Origin of the sequence: Actinomycetospora corticicola (assembly GCF_013409505.1) — a bacterium.
Lineage (GTDB): Bacteria > Actinomycetota > Actinomycetes > Mycobacteriales > Pseudonocardiaceae > Actinomycetospora > Actinomycetospora corticicola.
Genome location: NZ_JACCBN010000001.1, coordinates 1,547,366 through 1,564,401, shown reverse-complemented (window position 1 = coordinate 1,564,401; position 17,036 = coordinate 1,547,366). Strand labels below are relative to the sequence as shown.

Below are 17,036 nucleotides of genomic sequence, written 5' to 3'. Positions count from 1 at the left end.
GGGATCAGCCGCTGCGCCGCAGGGTGGCGCAGTACATGGCGTCCGTCCCGTGCCGGTGCGGCCACAGCTGCACCCCGGGCCCCGTCCCGACGTCGGACCCGGTCAGCTCGGGCAGGCTGCCGGCGGTGTCGAGCACCTCCGCCCCGGTCGCGGCCGCGACCGCGCGCACGACCTCGACGGTCTCCTCGGGGTGCGGGGAGCACGTCGCGTAGGTGACGACGCCGCCCGGCCGGACGCGCTCGAGGGCGTGGGTCAACAGGTCGCGCTGCAGGGCCGTGAGGTCGGCGACGTCCTCGGGCCGGCGGCGCCACCGCGCCTCGGGTCGGCGGCGCAGGGCCCCGAGCCCGGTGCAGGGGGCGTCGACCAGCACGCGGTCGTAGGCCGCCTCGGGGAGGGCGATCTCGCGGGCGTCCCCGGTGTGGACCCGGACGGGCAGGCCCGCCGTGGCCTTCTCCACCAGCGCGGCGCGGTGCGGCGCGCGGTCGATCGCGTCGACGGTGGCGCCGCTGACGGCGGCCAGGGCCCCGAGCATCACGGCCTTGCCGCCGGGGCCGGCGCAGAGGTCGAGCCACAGCTCGTCGCGGCCGTCGAGCGGGGCGCGGGCGGCGGCGAGGGCGACCAGCTGGCTGCCCTCGTCCTGCACGACGGCGAGCCCCTCGCGGACCGGTTCGAGGTCGCCCGGGTCGCCGCCCTCGGTGAGCAGCACGCCGTACGGCGAGTACGGCGCCTCGTCGCCCCCGGTGACGGCGGCGAGCTCCTCGGCGCTGATCTCGCCCGGCCGCGCGGCGAGGTGGACGGCGGGTCGCGCGTCGTCGGCCGCGAGCGCCGCGTCGAGCTCGGACTCCGGCAGGGACCCGGCGAACACCTCGGCGATCCAACGCGGGTGGGCGTGGCGGAAGGCCAGGTGGCCGACCGGGTCGGTCGAGGCGTCGGGCGCGAGCTCGTCGATCCAGCCGGCCTCGTCGCGCTCCGCCACCCGGCGCAGGACGGCGTTGACGAACCCGGTCGGCTTCGATCCGGCCCGCGAGCGCACCAGCTCGACGGTGGCGCCGACGGCGGCGTGCGCCGGGATCCGGGTGCGGAGCAGCTGCTGGGCGCCGAGACGCAGGGCGTCGAGGACGACACCGTCGAGCCGGTCGAGCGGGCGGTCGACGCAGGCGGAGAGGACGGCGTCGAGCAGCCCCTGCGCCCGGCAGGCGCCGTACGTGAGGTCGGTGGCGAGCGCGGCGTCGCGGCCGGTGACGCGCCGCTCGCGCAGCAGCTTCGGCAGCGTCAGGTTCGCGTACGCGTCGTCCTCGCGGACCGCGCGCAGAGTGTCGAGGGCGGCCTCCCGGGCGACGTCGCCCTGCGGTGGCCGGTTCGGGCCGGACCGCCCGCGGGGCGGGCCGGAGCGGTGTGGCCGGTCGGGCCTGCGGCGCGGCCCCTTGCCGGAGCGGTGGCCGCCCGCCGGGACGGAGCTGTCGGTCATCCGGTCCCCGTCGCTTCGCTCGCCTCGGTCATGCCGCGACCTCCCCGTCGAAGCGCTCCCCCGCGGCGGGCTGGGCGCCGCGGCTCCAGTCGACCGCGGGCATCATCGGCTTCCCGGCCGGCTGCACGGTGCTCAGGACGACGGGTGCCGCGGCGGTGCCGACCAGGACGCGCTTGCGCTCGACGACGATCTCGCCCGGGGTGAGGTCGTCGAAGCCCGTCGTCGCGACCGGCCCGAGCTTGATCCGCGCGCCCCGGAACTCCGTCCACGCACCGGGGGCGGGCGTCACCGACCGGACGTGCCGGTCGATCGCGAGCGGGGGGTCGGTCCAGCGGACGCGGGCGTCGTCGACGGTGACCTTCGGGGCGACCGACACGCCCTCGGCGGGCTGGGGCACGGGGTGCAGCGAGCCGTCGGCGATGCCGTCGAGGGTGGCCGCGAGCAGACCGGCGCCGCTGAGGCTGAGGCGCTCGAGCAGGGCGCCCGCGGTGTCGTCGTCGGCGATCTTCTCGGTGACGGTGCCGAACACGGGGCCGGTGTCCATGCCCTCCTCGAGGCGGAACGTGCTCGCGCCGGTGATCTCGTCGCCGGCGCGGATCGCGGCCTGCACGGGCGCGGCCCCGCGCCAGGCGGGCAGCAGCGAGAAGTGCAGGTTGACCCAGCCCTCGGGCGGGATCGCGAGGGCGGCGGGGCGCAGCAGGTTGCCGTAGGCGACGACGGGCGCGCAGTCCGGCGCGATCGCCGTCAGCCGCGCGAGGAACTCCGGGTCCGACGCCTTCGCCGGGGTGAGGACCTCGATCCCGGCCTCGTCGGCGAGCACGCCGACCGGTGAGCGCTGCAGGCGCCGCTTGCGCCCGGCCGGGGCGTCGGGGCGGGTGACGACCGCGACGACCTCGTGCGGGCCCTCGAGCAGGCGGCGCAGCGCGGGGACGGCGGGCTCCGGGGTGCCGGCGAACACGAGCCGCACTAGCGGACGCCCCCGAACAGCGGGTTGCCGGTCGCGTGCGGGTTCTGCTTGATGCGCGGCGGGGCCGTGGGGTCGAACCAGTCGGCGTGGCGGATCGCCGCCATCGCCTCCTTGCGGGTCGCGGCGTCGAGGCGGTCGAGGAAGAGCACGCCGTCGAGGTGGTCGGTCTCGTGCTGGATCGCGCGGGCCAGCATCGCGGTCCCCTCGACCCGCACCGGTTCGCCGTGCATGTCCCAGCCGGTGGCGACGACGTGGTCGTAGCGCGTGCAGTCCCACCGGAACCCCGGGATGGACAGGCAGCCCTCCGGGCCGGTCTGCTCGGTGTCGTCGAGGACGTTCCAGGTGGGGTTCACCAGGTGGCCGTGCATGTCCTCGCCCGCGCGGTAGGTAAACACGCGCAGCCCGACGCCGATCTGGGGCGCCGCGAGCCCGGCGCCGCCCTGCTCGCGCATCGTCTCGTCGAGGTCGGCGACGAGCTGACGGAGCTCCTTGTCGAACGTCGTCACCTCGGTGGCGCGTTCGCGCAGGACGGGATCGCCGAAGAAGCGAACGGGCTGGACGGTCACGGTCGTCCAGTCTAGGCGTGCCCGGATTCTGGTCCGATCGGCGGAGTCAGAGCGGGTCGTGCGGGTCGAGCAGGATCCGCACCGGCTCGCGTTCGCGGCGGGCGCCGCGGATCGACTGCGCCTGCGCCAGGGCGCGCGCGAGGTCCCGACCGACGGGTCGCGGCACCCGGACGAGGGTGCGCTCGGCTCGCTCGGTGCGTTCCTCCGCCCCGGGCAGGCGGGTGCCCGGCGGGAGTTCCACGGGGCCGAGGACGTCCGCCGCGTCGGGCAGGTGGGCGGTCTCGACCAGGTCGCGCAGCGCCGCCGGCTCGCCGTCGAGGGCGGCCATCCGGACGGCGGGTGGGAGGCCCAGTTCGGTCCGCGCGTCGAGCTCCGCCCCGGCGTGCCCGGCCGGGTCCCAGCGGACCAGCGCCTGGACCGCCGGCAGGTTCGACTCGGCCACCACCACGACGCGGCCGCCGTCGGGGGCCGGCCGCACCAGGCTCGCGGCGGCGAACCAGCGCCGGACCGTCTCCTCGGCCGCGCGCAGCTCGGGCCGGGCGAGCAGGGCCGCGCCGTCGAGCAGCAGGGCCGCGCCGTACCCGCCGTCGGCGACCGGTTCCGCGCCCGGCGTGGCGACGACGATGGCGGGGGCCGCGTCGACCGTCTCCAGGATCGTCGACCCGCCGCCCGAACTCCGCACCACGGTCTGCGGGAAGGCCCGCCCGAGCTCCTCGGCGGTCCGCCCGGCGCCGACCGCCGTGGCCCGCAGCCGCGGCGAGGCGCAGGCCGGGCAGCGGTAGTTCGTGGCCGGGCGGCCGCACCATCGGCAGGTCGGCGGCGCGGGCACGTCCTCGGTGCCGGCCGGGATGCCGAGCGGACCGTGGCAGTGCCGGCACCGGGCCGGCTCCCGGCACTGCGCGCACGCGATCGCCGGGAGGTACCCGCGGCGCGGCACCTGGACCAGCACCGGCCGGGCGGCGGCGAGGGCGGCGCGCGCCGCCTCGAACGCCACCGAGGGGACCCGGGCGGCCCGGGCGGTCGGGTCGCGCAGCAGTTGGCGGTCGTCCTCGCCGATGGCGGTGACGCGCGGGGCGTGCTCGCGGACGGTGGCGCGCTCGGCGACCACCGGGTGCGCCCACCCGGAGCGCACCAGCACCTCGGCCTCGGCGGTGCGGGTGATGCCCGCGACCAGCAGGGCCGCGCCGCTGGTGTGGGCGCGGGCGATCAGGACGTCGCGGGCGTGCGGGTAGGGCGCGCGCGGCTCGGTGTGCGAGTCGTCCCCGTCGTCCCACACGACGAGCAGCCCCGGGTCGCGCACCGGGGCGAAGGCGGCCGCCCGGGTGCCGATGGCCAGCCGCTTGCGCCCACGCGAGACGGCCAGCCAGCGGCGGTACCGCTCGGCGGGCCCCAGGTCGGCGGCGAGCGCGGCGACGTGCTCGTCCCCCACCACCTCGACGCACGCCGCGTGGAGCCGGTCCAGGTCGCGCCGGTCCGGCACGACGATCACCGCACCCCGGTCCGCTGCGAGCGTGGCGCGGGCGGCCTCCGCGAGCCGCCGGGCCCAGTCCTCCCCGGGCAGCGCCTGCCAGACCGCGTGGGCCGGTCGGTGCCCGGCCAGCGCCTCGAGGAACGCCGGACCGCGGGGGTAGGCGGCCCAGCCCGACCCGGCGTCGGGACCGGGCACGGCGACCGGCCCCGGCCCGGCGTCAGGAAGAGGCTCCTTCTCCACCCGCGCGTGCCGCGGCGGGAGGGCGAGGCGCAGGACGTCGGCGAGCGTGCCGGCGTAGCGGTCGGCGACCGTGCGGCACAGCGTGGCGAGCTCGGGCGACAGGACCGGCTCGGAGGAGACCACCTTGTCCAGCCACTGGAGCCGGCCCTCGTGCTCGGTGGTGTCCGTGCGGTCCAGCACGTAGCCGTCGACCATCCGCCCGGCGAACCGCACGCGGACCCGTGCGCCGACGACGGCCGCCTCGTCGAGCTGGACGGGGACGCGGTAGTCGAACGGCCGATCGAGGTGCGGCAGGGAGACGTCCACCGCCACCGACGCGACCGGGTTCCGCTCCGCGGGCAGCCGCTCGTTGTGCTTCGGCGTCCTCGCCACGACGGGTGGCGGGGGCGGGGGCGGCGACGGCATGCCGGGCAGCGCCTCGTCGCCCGGTGATCCGCTCACGGGCGCCGGTCTACCAGAGCGCCCCGACCCTCCGGGCGACGACGGGGATTTCCTGCCCCTGGACGCGAGCAACGACGCTGCACTGCCGCGAAGGGGCGGGCACGACGACGGCCCGACCACCCCTCGCGGGGCGGCCGGGCCGTGGCGTGGTGCAGCGAGGTCAGCCGGCGATCGACTTGAGCTGGTCGGCGCGGTCGGTGCGCTCCCAGGGCAGGTCGAGGTCGTCACGGCCGAAGTGGCCGTACGCGGCGGTCGGCTGGTAGATCGGGCGCAGCAGCTCGAGGTCGCGCACGATCGCGCCGGGGCGCAGGTCGAACACCTCGGCCATGGCCTTCTCGATCTTGGCCGGGTCGACGTTGGCGGTGCCGAACGTCTCGAGGAAGACGCCGACGGGCTCGGCCTTGCCGATGGCGTAGGCGAGCTGGACCTCGGCGCGCTTGGCGAGACCGGCGGCGACGACGTTCTTCGCCACCCAGCGGCCCGCGTAGGCGGCGGAGCGGTCGACCTTCGACGGGTCCTTGCCGGAGAAGGCGCCGCCACCGTGGCGGGCGTAGCCGCCGTAGGTGTCGACGATGATCTTGCGGCCGGTCAGGCCGGCGTCACCCATGGGGCCACCGACGACGAAGCGACCGGTCGGGTTGACCAGGATGCGGGTGTTCGACGAGTCGAGGTCGATGCCCTCGAGCACGGGCTGGATGACCTTCGCGCGGATGTCGGGCGCGAGCATCTCGTCGAGGTCGATGTCGGCGGCGTGCTGCGTGGAGAGCACGACGGTCTCGACGCCGACCGGCTTGTCGCCGTCGTAGGCGATGGTGACCTGGGTCTTGCCGTCGGGACGCAGGTAGGGCAGGACGCCCTCGCGGCGGACCGCGGTCAGCTTGCGCGCGAGCCGGTGGGCGAGCCCGATCGGCAGCGGCATGAGCTCGGGGGTGTCGGCGTCGGCGTAGCCGAACATGAGGCCCTGGTCGCCGGCGCCCTGCTTGGCGATGGCGTCCTCGGAGCCCTCGACGCGGGACTCGTAGCCCTCGTCGACGCCCTGGGCGATGTCGGCGGACTGCGCGCCGATCGAGATCGAGACGCCACAGGTCTCGCCGTCGAAGCCCTTGGCCGACGAGTCGTAGCCGATGTCGAGGATCGTCTTGCGGACGATGTCGACGTAGTTGACGTGCGCGTTGGTGGTGACCTCGCCGGCCACGTGGACCTGGCCCGTGGTCACCATCGACTCGACGGCCACACGACTCTTCGGGTCCTGCGCCAGCAAGGCGTCCAGAATCCCGTCGGAGATGGCGTCACAGATCTTGTCCGGGTGGCCCTCGGTGACGGACTCGGAAGTGAACAAACGCCTAGCGGGCACAATTTCTCCCTGCCTCGACAGTGGGACGGGAGCAACAGTAACGGCATCCGGCCGAACTGGCAGGCCTCTGACCGGGCCTTCTGCGCAGCCGGTCACAACGCGGTTGTGCAGCGTGACCGAGTGTGGGAATGGCACCAGGGAGCGATTTCCGACACGCTCCGTGGTCAGATGGTCACGCCAGGCGGTCGGCCACCGTGTCCCAGACGCGCGCGGCGAGCGCCGCCTTCGAGCCCATCGGGAGCGCGACGGAGGACCCGTCGGCGCCCAGCAGCCATCCCTCGTTGTCGGCGCCCTCGAAGGCGTTGTGCCCGGTGGGACCCCCGACGGCGTTCACGACGAGGTAGTCGCAACCCTTGCGCTCGAGCTTCGCGCGGCCGAAGGAGAGGACGTCGTGGTCGGCGTCACCGGTCTCCGCGGCGAACCCGAGGACGAGCCGACCGGGGACCTGCTCGGCCACGAGCTCGGCGAGGATGTCGGGGTTCCGTGTGAGAGGGATCGCTTCCGGTTCCCCCGGGCCCTTCTTGATCTTGAATCCGGCGACGTCCGCGGGTCGGAAGTCGGCCACCGCGGCCGCCATGACGACCACCTCGGCGCCCTTCCCGGCGTCGAGCACGGCCGTGCGCATCTCCTCGGTGGTGCGCACCCGCACGACGTCGACCGCGGCGGGCGGGTCGAGGTCGGCGGTGGTGCCCGCGACGAGGGTGACGTCGGCGCCGCGCTGGGCGGCGACCCGGGCTAGCGCGTAGCCCTGGCGACCGGAGGAGCGGTTCCCGAGGGTGCGCACCGGGTCGAGCGGCTCCGCGGTACCCCCCGCGGACACGACGACCCGACGGCCCTCCAGATCCCGGGGCAGTGCGCCGGGTGCCTCGAGCAGGAGCCGCGCGAACTCCGCGATCTCCACGGGCTCGGGCAGACGGCCCGGCCCGGAGTCGGCGCCGGTGAGCCGGCCGGAGGCGGGCTCGAGGACGATGGTGCCGCGCCGGCGGAGCGTGGCGACGTTGTCCACCGTCGCGGGGTGGTCCCACATCTCGGTGTGCATCGCAGGGGCGGCGAGCACGGGGCACCGCGCCGTGAGCAACGTTGAGGTCAGCAGGTCGTCGGCGCGGCCCACCGCCATCCGCGCGAGCAGATCGGCGGTGGCGGGGGCGCAGACCACGAGGTCGGCGCGGCGGCCCAGCGCGACGTGGGTGACGTCCGGGACGTGCTCGAAGACCTCGGTGAGTACCTCGCGCCCGGAGAGGGCCTCGAAGGTGGCCGCCCCGACGAAGCGCAGGGCGTTCGGGGTGGCCACCACCTGGACCTGGTTCCCGGCCTCACGCAGCCGGCGGAGCAACTCGCACGCCTTGTAGGCGGCGATGCCGCCCGCGACGCCGAGGACGATCTCAGCCATGGCGGCCCGATGCCCGTTCCGTGGGGGTGGTTACTCGCCCTCGGTGTGCTCGAGCAGGTGCGAGTGGATCTCGCGCATCGCGATCGACAGCGGCTTCTCGCGCGGGCCCGGCTCCACGAGCGGGCCGACGTACTCGAGCAGGCCCTCGCCGAGCTGCGCGTAGTAGTCGTTGATCTGACGGGCCCGCTTGGCGGCGTAGATCACCAGTGCGTACTTCGAGCTGACGGTCTCCAGCAGCTCGTCGATCGGCGGGTTGGTGATGCCCTCGGGCACGTCGTGGAAGCCACCGGTGACGCGACTGGTGGTGATGCTCATTCACTGGCTCCTGCGGATCGGGGTCCGATGGCGCCCGCGCGGGTGTCCGTGCAGGCAGCGGCGTCGGAGGGGTGTGCCAAGTCTACCAACCGCCGTGCGGTCTCCCGGACGTCGTGGTTCACCAGGCCCACGTCGAACTCCCGACGGGCGTCGAGTTCGATGCGGGCGGTGGCCAGGCGCCGGTCGATCACGTCCTGCGGCTCGGTGCCCCGGCCGGTCAGCCGGTCCACCAGGACCTCCCACGAGGGCGGTTCGAGGAAGACCAGCAGGGCGTCCGGCCGACGCTGCCGGACCGCGCGGGCCCCGGCGAGGTCCAGCTCGAGCAGGACCGGCTCGCCCGCGGCGAGGTGCGCCTCGACCGGGGCGGCCGGCGTGCCCGAGCGGTGCAGACCACGGTGGATCGAGGCCCACTCCAGCATCTCGCCCTCGTCGACCATGCGGTCGAAGTCGGACTCGGAGACGAAGTGGTACTCGCGGCCGTCCTGCTCCCCCGGGCGGGCCGCCCGGGTGGTGGCCGAGACGCTGAACCACAGCGGCGCGGCCATCCGGCGCAGCTCCGCCACGACGGTGCTCTTGCCGACGCCGGACGGGCCGGCGAGGACGAGCAGACGTCCCCGCCCGCCCGTCGCTCCACCGTCGTGCGTCACTCCCCGTCGAACTCCGCGAGCAGCGCCTTGCGCTGGCGCTCGCCGAGGCCGCGCAGGCGGCGGCTGGGGGCGATCTCCAGCCGCTCCATGATCTGCTGGGCGCGGACCTTGCCGACGCCGGGCAGGGCCTCGAGCAGCGCCGAGACCTTCATCTTGCCGAGCACCTCGTCGGAGTCGGACTGCTCGAGCACGTCACCGAGGGTGGTGCCGCCACGCTTGAGCCGCTCCTTGAGCTCGGCCCGGGCGCGGCGGGCAGCGGCGGCCTTCTCCAGCGCGGCCGCCCGCTGCTCCTCGGTCAGCTCGGGAAGTGCCACGGTCTCCTCCGATATCAGTGCTGTGATGGTCTCCGGGCTCCCGCCGACGGCGGGTCCCCTCGTCGCCAGCGAACGTACCGTCTGGCGTGCGAGTCCACAGTGCTCGGGTGTCCGGGGTGTGAACGGTGTCGCGGGCCCCGCCGGGCCCGCCGACCGGGCTCCCCGCCCGCCGGACGGGCCGGTCGGCGCGTGTCACGCGCCGATCGGCCCGGCGGGCAGGGCCAGGGCGCGCAGGGCGCCGTTCAACGCGAGACACGCGTCGCGCAGCGCCTCCGGGTCGGGGCCCGCGGACAGGATCTCGCGCGAGCTCGACGGGACGACGGGTCCCGTGCCGTCGGCGAACGTGCGCGCGAGGTCGTCCGGGGTCGCCCCCTGGGCCCCGAGGCCCGGCACCAGCACCGGCCCGTGCAGGCGGGTGAGGTCCAGACCGTGCGCACGGCCCGTGGTGCCGCCCGTGGCGCCCACGACGACCCCGGCCGGCCCGCTGCCCCCCGCCCGGACCCGCGCCGCGTTGGCGGCCGCACACGCGTCCACCACGCCCTGCGCGACCTCCCGCATGCCGGGACTCGACGGGTCGGACAGCGCCGTCCACGACTGCGCCGACTGCACCGCCGCCGCCTCCGCGTTCGACGTCCGGGCCAGGACGAACACGCCCCGCCCGGTCTCGGCGGCGAGGTCCAGCGCCGGGGTGAGCGAGCCGACCCCGAGGTAGGGCGACAGCGTCACCGCGTCCGCCGCCAGCGGGGAGGTGTCGGCCAGCCAGGCCCGCGCGTAGGCGGTCATGGTCGAGCCGATGTCACCCCGCTTGGCGTCGGCGATCGTCAGGAGCCCGGCGTCGCGCGCGTCGGCGAGGACGCGCTCGAGCGCCCGCACTCCCCCGCTCCCGTGCACCTCGAACAGCGCGACCTGGGGCTTGACCACGGCGACGTGCCCGGCGAGGGCCGCGACCGCGTCGCGCCCGAAGCGCTCCACGCCCGCCGCGTCGTCCTCGTGACCCCACCGCGCGAGCAGACCCGGGTGCGGGTCGATGCCCACGCACAGCGGGCCGTGCGCGCCGACGGCCGCGGTGAGCCGGTCGGTGAAGGCGGCCCGCGCCGCGTTCCTCCCCGTCGCCGCGCTCGCCCCCGCCGTCACACGACCTCCGTCGCCCGGGCTTTCGCCAGCCGCTCGTGCAGCACCTGCAGCGGGGTGACCGTGATCTCCCCGCGGATGACCGACTCGATGCCCTGCACGGCCGCCGCCGCCCCCTGCACCGTGGTGATGCACGGGACCCCGACGTTGAGCGCCGCGGCCCGGATCTCGTAGCCGTCGATGCGCGGCCCGGTGTGGCCGACCGGCGTGTTGATGATCATGCCGACCTCGCCGGCGAGGATCGTGTCGACGATGCTGTCGGGCCCCTCGAAGTGCTTGCGCACCACCTGGCACGGGATGCCGTTGCGCTCGAGGACGCTCGCCGTGCCCGCCGTCGCGAGGATCTCGAAGCCGAGGTCGGCCAGGCGCTTCACCGGGAAGATCAGCGCCCGCTTGTCGCGGTTCGCCACCGAGACGAAGATCCTTCCCGACGTCGGGAGGGGTCCGGCGGCCGCCGCCTGCGCCTTCGCGAACGCCGTCGAGAAGGCGACGTCGATGCCCATGACCTCGCCAGTCGACTTCATCTCCGGGCCGAGCAGCGAGTCCACCCCGCGGCCGTCGGGCCGGCGGAAGCGGTGGAAGGGCAGCACGGCCTCCTTGACCGCCACCGGGTGCTGGGCGGGCAGGTGCCCGCCGTCCCCGGAGGCGGGCAGGACCCCCTCGTGGCGCAGGTCGGCGATCGTGGCGCCGAGCATCACGCGGGCCGCGGCGCTCGCCAGCGGGACCCCGGTGGCCTTCGAGACGAAGGGCACCGTGCGGCTCGCGCGCGGGTTGGCCTCGAGGACGTAGAGCGTCTCGTCCTTGAGCGCGTACTGCACGTTCATCAGGCCGAGCACCCCGAGGCGCCGGGCCAGGGCCACCGTCGAGGCCCGCACGACCTCGAGGTCGGAGAGCCCGAGGGTGATCGGCGGCAGGGTGCACGAGGAGTCGCCGGAGTGCACCCCGGCCTCCTCGATGTGCTCCATGACGCCGCCGAGATAGACCTCGCCGGTGGCGTCGCAGAGCGCGTCGACGTCGATCTCGATGGCGTCGTCGAGGAAGCGGTCGACCAGCACCGGGTGGTCGGGGGTGACCTCGGTGGCGCGGGCGATGTAGTCGGCCAGCGTCTCGTCGTCGTAGACGATCTCCATCCCGCGCCCGCCCAGGACGTAGGAGGGGCGGACCAGCACCGGGTAGCCGATCGTCGCCGCGATCTCGCGGGCGCCGTCGAAGCTGGTGGCGGTGCCGTAGGGCGGCGCGGGCAGCCCGGCGTCGTGGAGGACGTGGCCGAAGGCGCCGCGCTCCTCGGCGAGATCGATGGCGGCGGGCGGGGTGCCCACGATCGGCACGCCCGCGGCCTCGAGCGCAGCGGCGAGCTTCAGCGGGGTCTGCCCGCCGAGCTGGACGACCACGCCGGCCAGACCGGCGGAGTACCCGCCGCCGGGCAGCCGGGTGGCGTCCCCTCCGCCGGACGTCCGCTCCGAGTGGACCACCTCGAGCACGTCCTCCTCGGTGAGGGGCTCGAAGTAGAGGCGGTCGGCGGTGTCGTAGTCGGTGGAGACGGTCTCGGGGTTGCAGTTGAGCATCACCGTCTCGAAGCCCGCCGCGCGCAGGGACGTCGCGGCGTGCACGCACGAGTAGTCGAACTCGATGCCCTGGCCGATCCGGTTCGGCCCGGAGCCGAGGATGATGACCTTCGGCCGCTCGGTCTGCGGGGCGACCTCGGACTCGGCCGCGGGGTCGGACTCGTAGGCCGAGTAGTGGTACGGCGTGCGGGCCTCGAACTCGGCGGCGCAGGTGTCGACGGTCTTGTAGACCGGGCGCACCCCGAGCCGGTGGCGCAGGGCGCGCACCCCGGCCTCCCCCGCGAGCTCGGGGCGGACGGTGGCGATCTGGAGGTCGGAGAGCCCGGCGCGCTTGCCGCGGCGCAGTAGTCCGGCGTCGAGCACGGGGGCCTCGGCGATCTCGCGACGCAGCGCGACGATGCCCTCGATCTGCTCGACGAACCACGGGTCGATGCCGGAGGCCTCGCTGACCTCGGCGACGGACGCGCCGAGCCGCAGCGCCCGCTCGACGGCGTAGAGCCGGCCGTCGCGGGGCAGCGCGGCCTGCTTCACCGCGTCGGCGGCGGACAGGCCCTCCGGGTCCGGTCGCGTGCCGAAGCCCGCGTCCTTGGTCTCGGCGGAACGCAGCGCCTTGTTGAGCGCCTCGGGGAAACTGCGGCCGAGCGCCATGCCCTCGCCGACCGACTTCATCGTCGTGGTGAGGGTGGGGTCCGCGCCGGGGAACTTCTCGAAGGCGAACCGCGGCACCTTGACCACGACGTAGTCGAGCGTCGGCTCGAAGCTCGCCGGCGTCTCGCCGGTGATGTCGTTGGTGATCTCGTCGAGGCTGTAGCCGACGGCGAGGCGCGCGGCGATCTTCGCGATCGGGAAGCCGGTGGCCTTCGAGGCCAGCGCACTCGAGCGGGAGACGCGCGGGTTCATCTCGATGACGACGAGGCGGCCGGTGTCGGGCTGCACCGCGAACTGGATGTTGCAGCCGCCGGTCTCGACGCCGACCTCGCGGAGCACCTTGATGCCCATGTCGCGCATGAGCTGGTACTCGCGGTCGGTGAGCGTCATCGCGGGCGCGACGGTCACCGAGTCGCCGGTGTGCACGCCCATCGGGTCGACGTTCTCGATCGAGCAGATGACCACCACGTTGTCGCGGTGGTCGCGCATGAGCTCGAGCTCGTACTCCTTCCAGCCGAGCACCGACTCCTCGATGAGGACCTCGTGCACCGGGCTGGCGGCGAGGCCGGTGCCCGCGAGGCGCTCGAGCTCCTCGTCGGTGTAGGCCAGGCCCGAGCCGAGCCCGCCCATCGTGAAGCTCGGCCGGATGACCACGGGCAGCCCGACCTCGGCGACCGTCGCCCGGACCTCCGCCATGGAGTGGCAGACCTCGGAGCGCGGGACGTCGCCGCCGACGGAGCGGACGATGTCCTTGAACTTCAGCCGGTCCTCGCCCCGCTGGATCGCGTCGACGTCGGCGCCGATCAGCTCGACGCCGTAGCGCTCGAGCACCCCGGCGTCGTGCAGGGCGATCGCGGCGTTCAGGGCGGTCTGCCCGCCCAGCGTCGCGAGCAGGGCGTCGGGTCGCTCGGCCTCGATGACCTGGGTGATGTGGGCGACGTCGATCGGTTCGACGTAGGTGGCGTCGGCGATCTCGGGGTCGGTCATGATCGTCGCCGGGTTCGAGTTGACCAGCGAGACGCGCAGGCCCTCCTCGCGCAGGACCCGGCAGGCCTGCGTCCCCGAGTAGTCGAACTCGGCGGCCTGCCCGATCACGATCGGGCCGGACCCGATGACCAGGACGTGGTGGATGTCCTCGCGGCGCGGCATGAGTGTCAGCGCCCTCCCATCAGGGCTGCGAATCGGTCGAAGAGGTCGGCGGCGTCGTGCGGGCCCGCGGCCGCTTCCGGGTGGTACTGCACGGAGAACGCGGGGACCGACGTGCAGGTCACGCCCTCGACGACGTCGTCATTCGGACAGCCGTGCGAGAGGTGCACCCGGCCGAACGGGGAGTCCACGTGCTCACCGGGCGTGCCCGTGAGCGCGAACCCGTGGTTCTGGCTCGTGATGGCGACGGTCCCCGTGGTGTGGTCGTACACCGGCACGTTGATCCCGCGGTGGCCGTAGCGCAGCTTGAACGTCCCCATCCCCAGGGCGCGCCCGAGGATCTGGTTGCCGAAGCAGATGCCGAACAGCGGGACGCCGCGCTCCAGGACGCCGCGGGTGAGCTCGACGGCGTGGTCGGCGGTGGCCGGGTCGCCCGGGCCGTTGGAGAGGAACACCCCGTCGGGGGACCCGTCGAGCAGCTCGTCGAGGGTCGTGGTGCTCGGCAGCACCCGGGTCTCGATCCCGCGCTGCGCGAGCATGCGGGGGGTGTTGGCCTTGATGCCGAGGTCGAGGGCGGCGACGGAGAAGCGCCGGGTGCCCTCGGCGGCGACGACGTAGGGCTCGGCGGTGGTCACCGCGCCCGCGAGGTCGGCGCCCGCCATCTCGGGGCTGTCGCGGACGGCCCCGAGCATCTCGCGCTCGGTCGCGAGCCCGTCGCCGGAGAAGACCCCGGCGCGCATCGAGCCGTGCTCGCGCAGCCGTCGGGTCACCGCGCGGGTGTCGACGCCGGCGAGACCGACGACCCCCTGCCGCTCGAGCTCGTCGTCGAGGGTTCGCCGGGAGCGCCAGTTCGAGGGCGTCCGCGCCGGGTCGCGCACCACGTAGCCGGCGACGTGGATGCGCGTGGACTCGTCGTCCTCGTCGTTCCACCCGGTGTTGCCGATGTGCGGCGCGGTCGCCACGACGATCTGGCGGTGGTAGCTCGGGTCGGTGAGCGTCTCCTGGTAGCCGGTCATGCCGGTGGTGAAGACGGCCTCGCCGAGGGTGCGGCCGGTCGCCCCGAAGGACTCGCCGCGATGGACGGTGCCGTCCTCCAGCACCAGCAACGCCTCAGACCTCATGAGTGATGACCTTTCCGTCCTGCACGGTCCATCGTCCCCGCAGCATGGTGTGCACCACGCCGACGGGGAGCTCCATCCCCTCGTAGGGGGTGTTGTCGGCAATGCTCGCGAGGTCCGCCCCGCGCACCGTCCAGCGGGCGTCGGGGTCGACCAGCACGAGGTTCGCGGGTTCGCCGACCACGAGCGGGCGGCCCTGGTCGGACAGCCCGGCGATCGCGGCCGGGACCTCGCTCGTGACCCGCGCCACGCCGCGCCAGTCGAGCAGACCCGTCGTCACCATGGTGGCGGCGACGACCGGGAGCGCGGTCTGCAGTCCCAGCATGCCGGGTCGGGCCTGCGACCACTCGCAGTCCTTCGCCTCCACCGCGTGCGGTGCGTGGTCGGTGGCGACGCAGTCGATCAGCCCGTCGGCCAGCGCCCGGCGCAGCGCGAGGGTGTCGGCCTCCGGGCGCAGCGGCGGGTTGACCTTGTGCACCGGGTCGTAGTCCTCGGCCGCGGTGTCGGTGAGCAGCAGGTGGTGCGGGGTGACCTCGGCGCTGACCCGTGCCCCGGTCCCCGGCAGCAGCGTGTCCCGCGCCCAGCGCAGGACCTCGACCGAGCCCGCCGTCGAGAGGTGGCAGACGTGCAGCCGGGCCCCGGCGGCCGCCGCGAGCATCGCGTCGCGGGCGACGATCGACTCCTCGGCGGTGGCGGGCCACCCGGTGAGACCGAGCCGCGCCGCGACCGGCCCCTCGTGGGCCTGGGCGCCGACGGTGAGCCGGTGGTCCTCGGCGTGCTGGGCCACCACGACGTCGAGCGAGCGCGCGTACTCGAGGGCGCGCCGCATGATCAGCGGGTCGTTCACGCAGCGGCCGTCGTCGGAGAACATCCGGACGCCGGCCGCGGAGGCGGCCATCATCCCCATCTCGGCGAGGCGCTCCCCGCCGAGTGAGACGGTGACCGCGCCGACCGGGTGGACGTCGACCAGCCCGACCTCGCGTCCGCGTCGCCAGACGTGCTCGACGACGACCGGCGAGTCCTGCACGGGATCGGTGTTCGGCATCGCGAACACCGCGGTGTAGCCCCCGAGCGCCGCCGCGGCCGACCCGGTGGCGATGGTCTCGGCCTCCTCGCCGCCCGGCTCGCGCAGGTGGGTGTGCAGGTCCACCAGGCCCGGGAGGGCGATCAGGCCCTCGGCGTCGACGGTCTCGTCGGGGTCGTCCACCGCGTCGACGAGGACGCCGCCCGAGACGTACAGGTCGGTCGGGTCCTCGCCGTAGGGGCGGGCGTTCGCGATCCTCGTGGTGCTCATGCGACGTCCTCTCCGGCCAGCAGGTGGTAGAGCACGGCCATCCGCACGTGGACCCCGGCGGTGACCTGCTCGCCGATGGCGGCCCGGTCGGAGTCGGCCACGGAGCTGGCGATCTCCATGCCGCGGACGGCCGGGCCGGGGTGCAGGACCACGGCGTGGTCGGGCAGCGTGTCGGCGCGCCGCTGGTTGAGCCCGAAGCGCACGGCGTACTCCCGCGCGCTCGGGAAGAAGCCGCCGTGCATCCGCTCGGCCTGCACGCGCAGCATCATCACGGCGTCCGGGCCGGTGGCGAGGTGCGCGTCGAGGTCGTGGGTCACCGTGACCGGCCACGCGTCGACGCCCGCGGGCAGCAGGGTCGGCGGGGCCACGAGCGTGACCTCGGCGCCGAGCGTCGCCAGCAGGTGGGCGTTGGAGCGCGCCACCCGGCTGTGCAGCACGTCGCCGACGACCGCGACCCGCCGTCCCGTGAGGTCGGTGCCGAGCCGCTTGCGCAGGGTGGCGGCGTCGAGCAGCGCCTGGGTGGGGTGCTCGTGCGTGCCGTCACCGGCGTTGACCACGGCGACGTGGCCGTCGGTGTGCGAGTGCCCGACCCGGTCGAGCCAGCCCGCGATGCGGTGCGGGGCCCCCGACGCCGGGTGCCGGACGACGATCGCGTCCGCTCCGGCGGCCGCGAGCGTGGACGCGGTGTCGCGCAGCGACTCCCCCTTGCCCACGCTGGAGCCGCTCGCGGACACGTTGATGGTGTCGGCGCTCATCCACTTGCCCGCGACCTCGAAGGAGACCCGGGTGCGGGTGGAGTTCTCGTAGAACAGCGTCACCACGGTGCGCCCGCGCAGCGTCGGCAGCTTGCGCACGGCCCGACCGGTGAGGGCCTGCTCCATGCTCGCCGCGGTGTCGAGCAGCGCCTCGGCCTGCTCGCGGCGCAGTCCCTCGGTGGAGAGCAGGTGGCGCAGCCCGATGT

General features: G+C 74.8%; 14 protein-coding genes. All 14 read right to left on the bottom strand.

Features of this window, described 5'->3' with window-relative positions; genetic code table 11:
- Positions 1 to 4 precede the first annotated feature (4 nt).
- A complete protein-coding gene (locus tag BJ983_RS07460; RefSeq protein ID WP_179793239.1) occupies positions 5 to 1,468 on the bottom strand; it encodes an RsmB/NOP family class I SAM-dependent RNA methyltransferase in 1,464 nt (487 codons plus the stop codon).
- Positions 1,469 to 1,496: 28 nt separating this feature from the next.
- Entirely contained in the window at positions 1,497 to 2,435 is a 939-nt protein-coding gene (gene fmt, locus BJ983_RS07455) for a methionyl-tRNA formyltransferase (RefSeq protein WP_179793238.1), read from the bottom strand.
- Positions 2,435 to 3,001 (bottom strand): peptide deformylase, encoded by a 567-nt coding sequence (gene def / locus BJ983_RS07450; RefSeq protein WP_179793237.1) that lies wholly within the window; start codon positions 2,999 to 3,001, stop codon positions 2,435 to 2,437. Before def ends, fmt begins: the two co-directional genes overlap by 1 nt.
- A gap of 46 nt (positions 3,002 to 3,047) precedes the next feature.
- Positions 3,048 to 5,153 carry a primosomal protein N' gene (locus tag BJ983_RS07445; RefSeq protein ID WP_179793236.1) on the bottom strand — a complete coding sequence of 702 codons (2,106 nt, stop codon included), beginning with the start codon at positions 5,151 to 5,153 and terminating at the stop codon, positions 3,048 to 3,050.
- Positions 5,154 to 5,313: 160 nt separating this feature from the next.
- A complete protein-coding gene (gene metK / locus BJ983_RS07440; RefSeq protein WP_218890153.1) occupies positions 5,314 to 6,492 on the bottom strand; it encodes a methionine adenosyltransferase in 1,179 nt (392 codons plus the stop codon).
- 187 nt (positions 6,493 to 6,679) lie between these two features.
- Positions 6,680 to 7,897 (bottom strand): bifunctional phosphopantothenoylcysteine decarboxylase/phosphopantothenate--cysteine ligase CoaBC, encoded by a 1,218-nt coding sequence (gene coaBC, locus BJ983_RS07435; RefSeq protein ID WP_179793235.1) that lies wholly within the window; start codon positions 7,895 to 7,897, stop codon positions 6,680 to 6,682.
- A 30-nt stretch (positions 7,898 to 7,927) separates the two neighbouring features.
- On the bottom strand, positions 7,928 to 8,212 hold the full coding sequence (gene rpoZ / locus BJ983_RS07430) for a DNA-directed RNA polymerase subunit omega (protein ID WP_179793234.1): 285 nt from the start codon (positions 8,210 to 8,212) through the stop codon (positions 7,928 to 7,930).
- Entirely contained in the window at positions 8,209 to 8,859 is a 651-nt protein-coding gene (gene gmk, locus BJ983_RS07425; protein WP_179793233.1) for a guanylate kinase, read from the bottom strand. The genes rpoZ and gmk overlap by 4 nt, the downstream gene beginning before the upstream one ends.
- Positions 8,856 to 9,173 carry an integration host factor, actinobacterial type gene (mihF, locus tag BJ983_RS07420; protein ID WP_179793232.1) on the bottom strand — a complete coding sequence of 106 codons (318 nt, stop codon included), beginning with the start codon at positions 9,171 to 9,173 and terminating at the stop codon, positions 8,856 to 8,858. The genes gmk and mihF overlap by 4 nt, the downstream gene beginning before the upstream one ends.
- 192 nt (positions 9,174 to 9,365) lie before the next feature.
- A complete protein-coding gene (gene pyrF / locus BJ983_RS07415) occupies positions 9,366 to 10,307 on the bottom strand; it encodes an orotidine-5'-phosphate decarboxylase (RefSeq protein ID WP_179793231.1) in 942 nt (313 codons plus the stop codon).
- A complete protein-coding gene (gene carB / locus BJ983_RS07410; protein WP_179793230.1) occupies positions 10,304 to 13,666 on the bottom strand; it encodes a carbamoyl-phosphate synthase large subunit in 3,363 nt (1,120 codons plus the stop codon). Before carB ends, pyrF begins: the two co-directional genes overlap by 4 nt.
- A gap of 5 nt (positions 13,667 to 13,671) precedes the next feature.
- A complete protein-coding gene (gene carA, locus BJ983_RS07405) occupies positions 13,672 to 14,784 on the bottom strand; it encodes a glutamine-hydrolyzing carbamoyl-phosphate synthase small subunit (protein WP_179793229.1) in 1,113 nt (370 codons plus the stop codon).
- Positions 14,774 to 16,075 (bottom strand): dihydroorotase, encoded by a 1,302-nt coding sequence (locus BJ983_RS07400; protein WP_179793228.1) that lies wholly within the window; start codon positions 16,073 to 16,075, stop codon positions 14,774 to 14,776. The genes carA and BJ983_RS07400 overlap by 11 nt, the downstream gene beginning before the upstream one ends.
- Positions 16,072 to 17,028: an aspartate carbamoyltransferase catalytic subunit gene (locus BJ983_RS07395; RefSeq protein WP_179797469.1), complete on the bottom strand. Its 957-nt coding sequence runs from the start codon at positions 17,026 to 17,028 to the stop codon at positions 16,072 to 16,074. Before BJ983_RS07395 ends, BJ983_RS07400 begins: the two co-directional genes overlap by 4 nt.
- Positions 17,029 to 17,036: the final 8 nt, after the last annotated feature.

Coding starts and splice junctions, on each gene's coding strand:
- BJ983_RS07460 (WP_179793239.1), bottom strand. CDS start 1,468: ATGACCGACAGCTCCGTCCCGGCGGGCGGCCACCGCTCCGGCAAGGGG.
- coaBC (WP_179793235.1), bottom strand. CDS start 7,897: ATGGCTGAGATCGTCCTCGGCGTCGCGGGCGGCATCGCCGCCTACAAG.
- rpoZ (WP_179793234.1), bottom strand. CDS start 8,212: ATGAGCATCACCACCAGTCGCGTCACCGGTGGCTTCCACGACGTGCCC.
- carB (WP_179793230.1), bottom strand. CDS start 13,666: ATGCCGCGCCGCGAGGACATCCACCACGTCCTGGTCATCGGGTCCGGC.
- carA (WP_179793229.1), bottom strand. CDS start 14,784: ATGAGGTCTGAGGCGTTGCTGGTGCTGGAGGACGGCACCGTCCATCGC.
- BJ983_RS07400 (WP_179793228.1), bottom strand. CDS start 16,075: ATGAGCACCACGAGGATCGCGAACGCCCGCCCCTACGGCGAGGACCCG.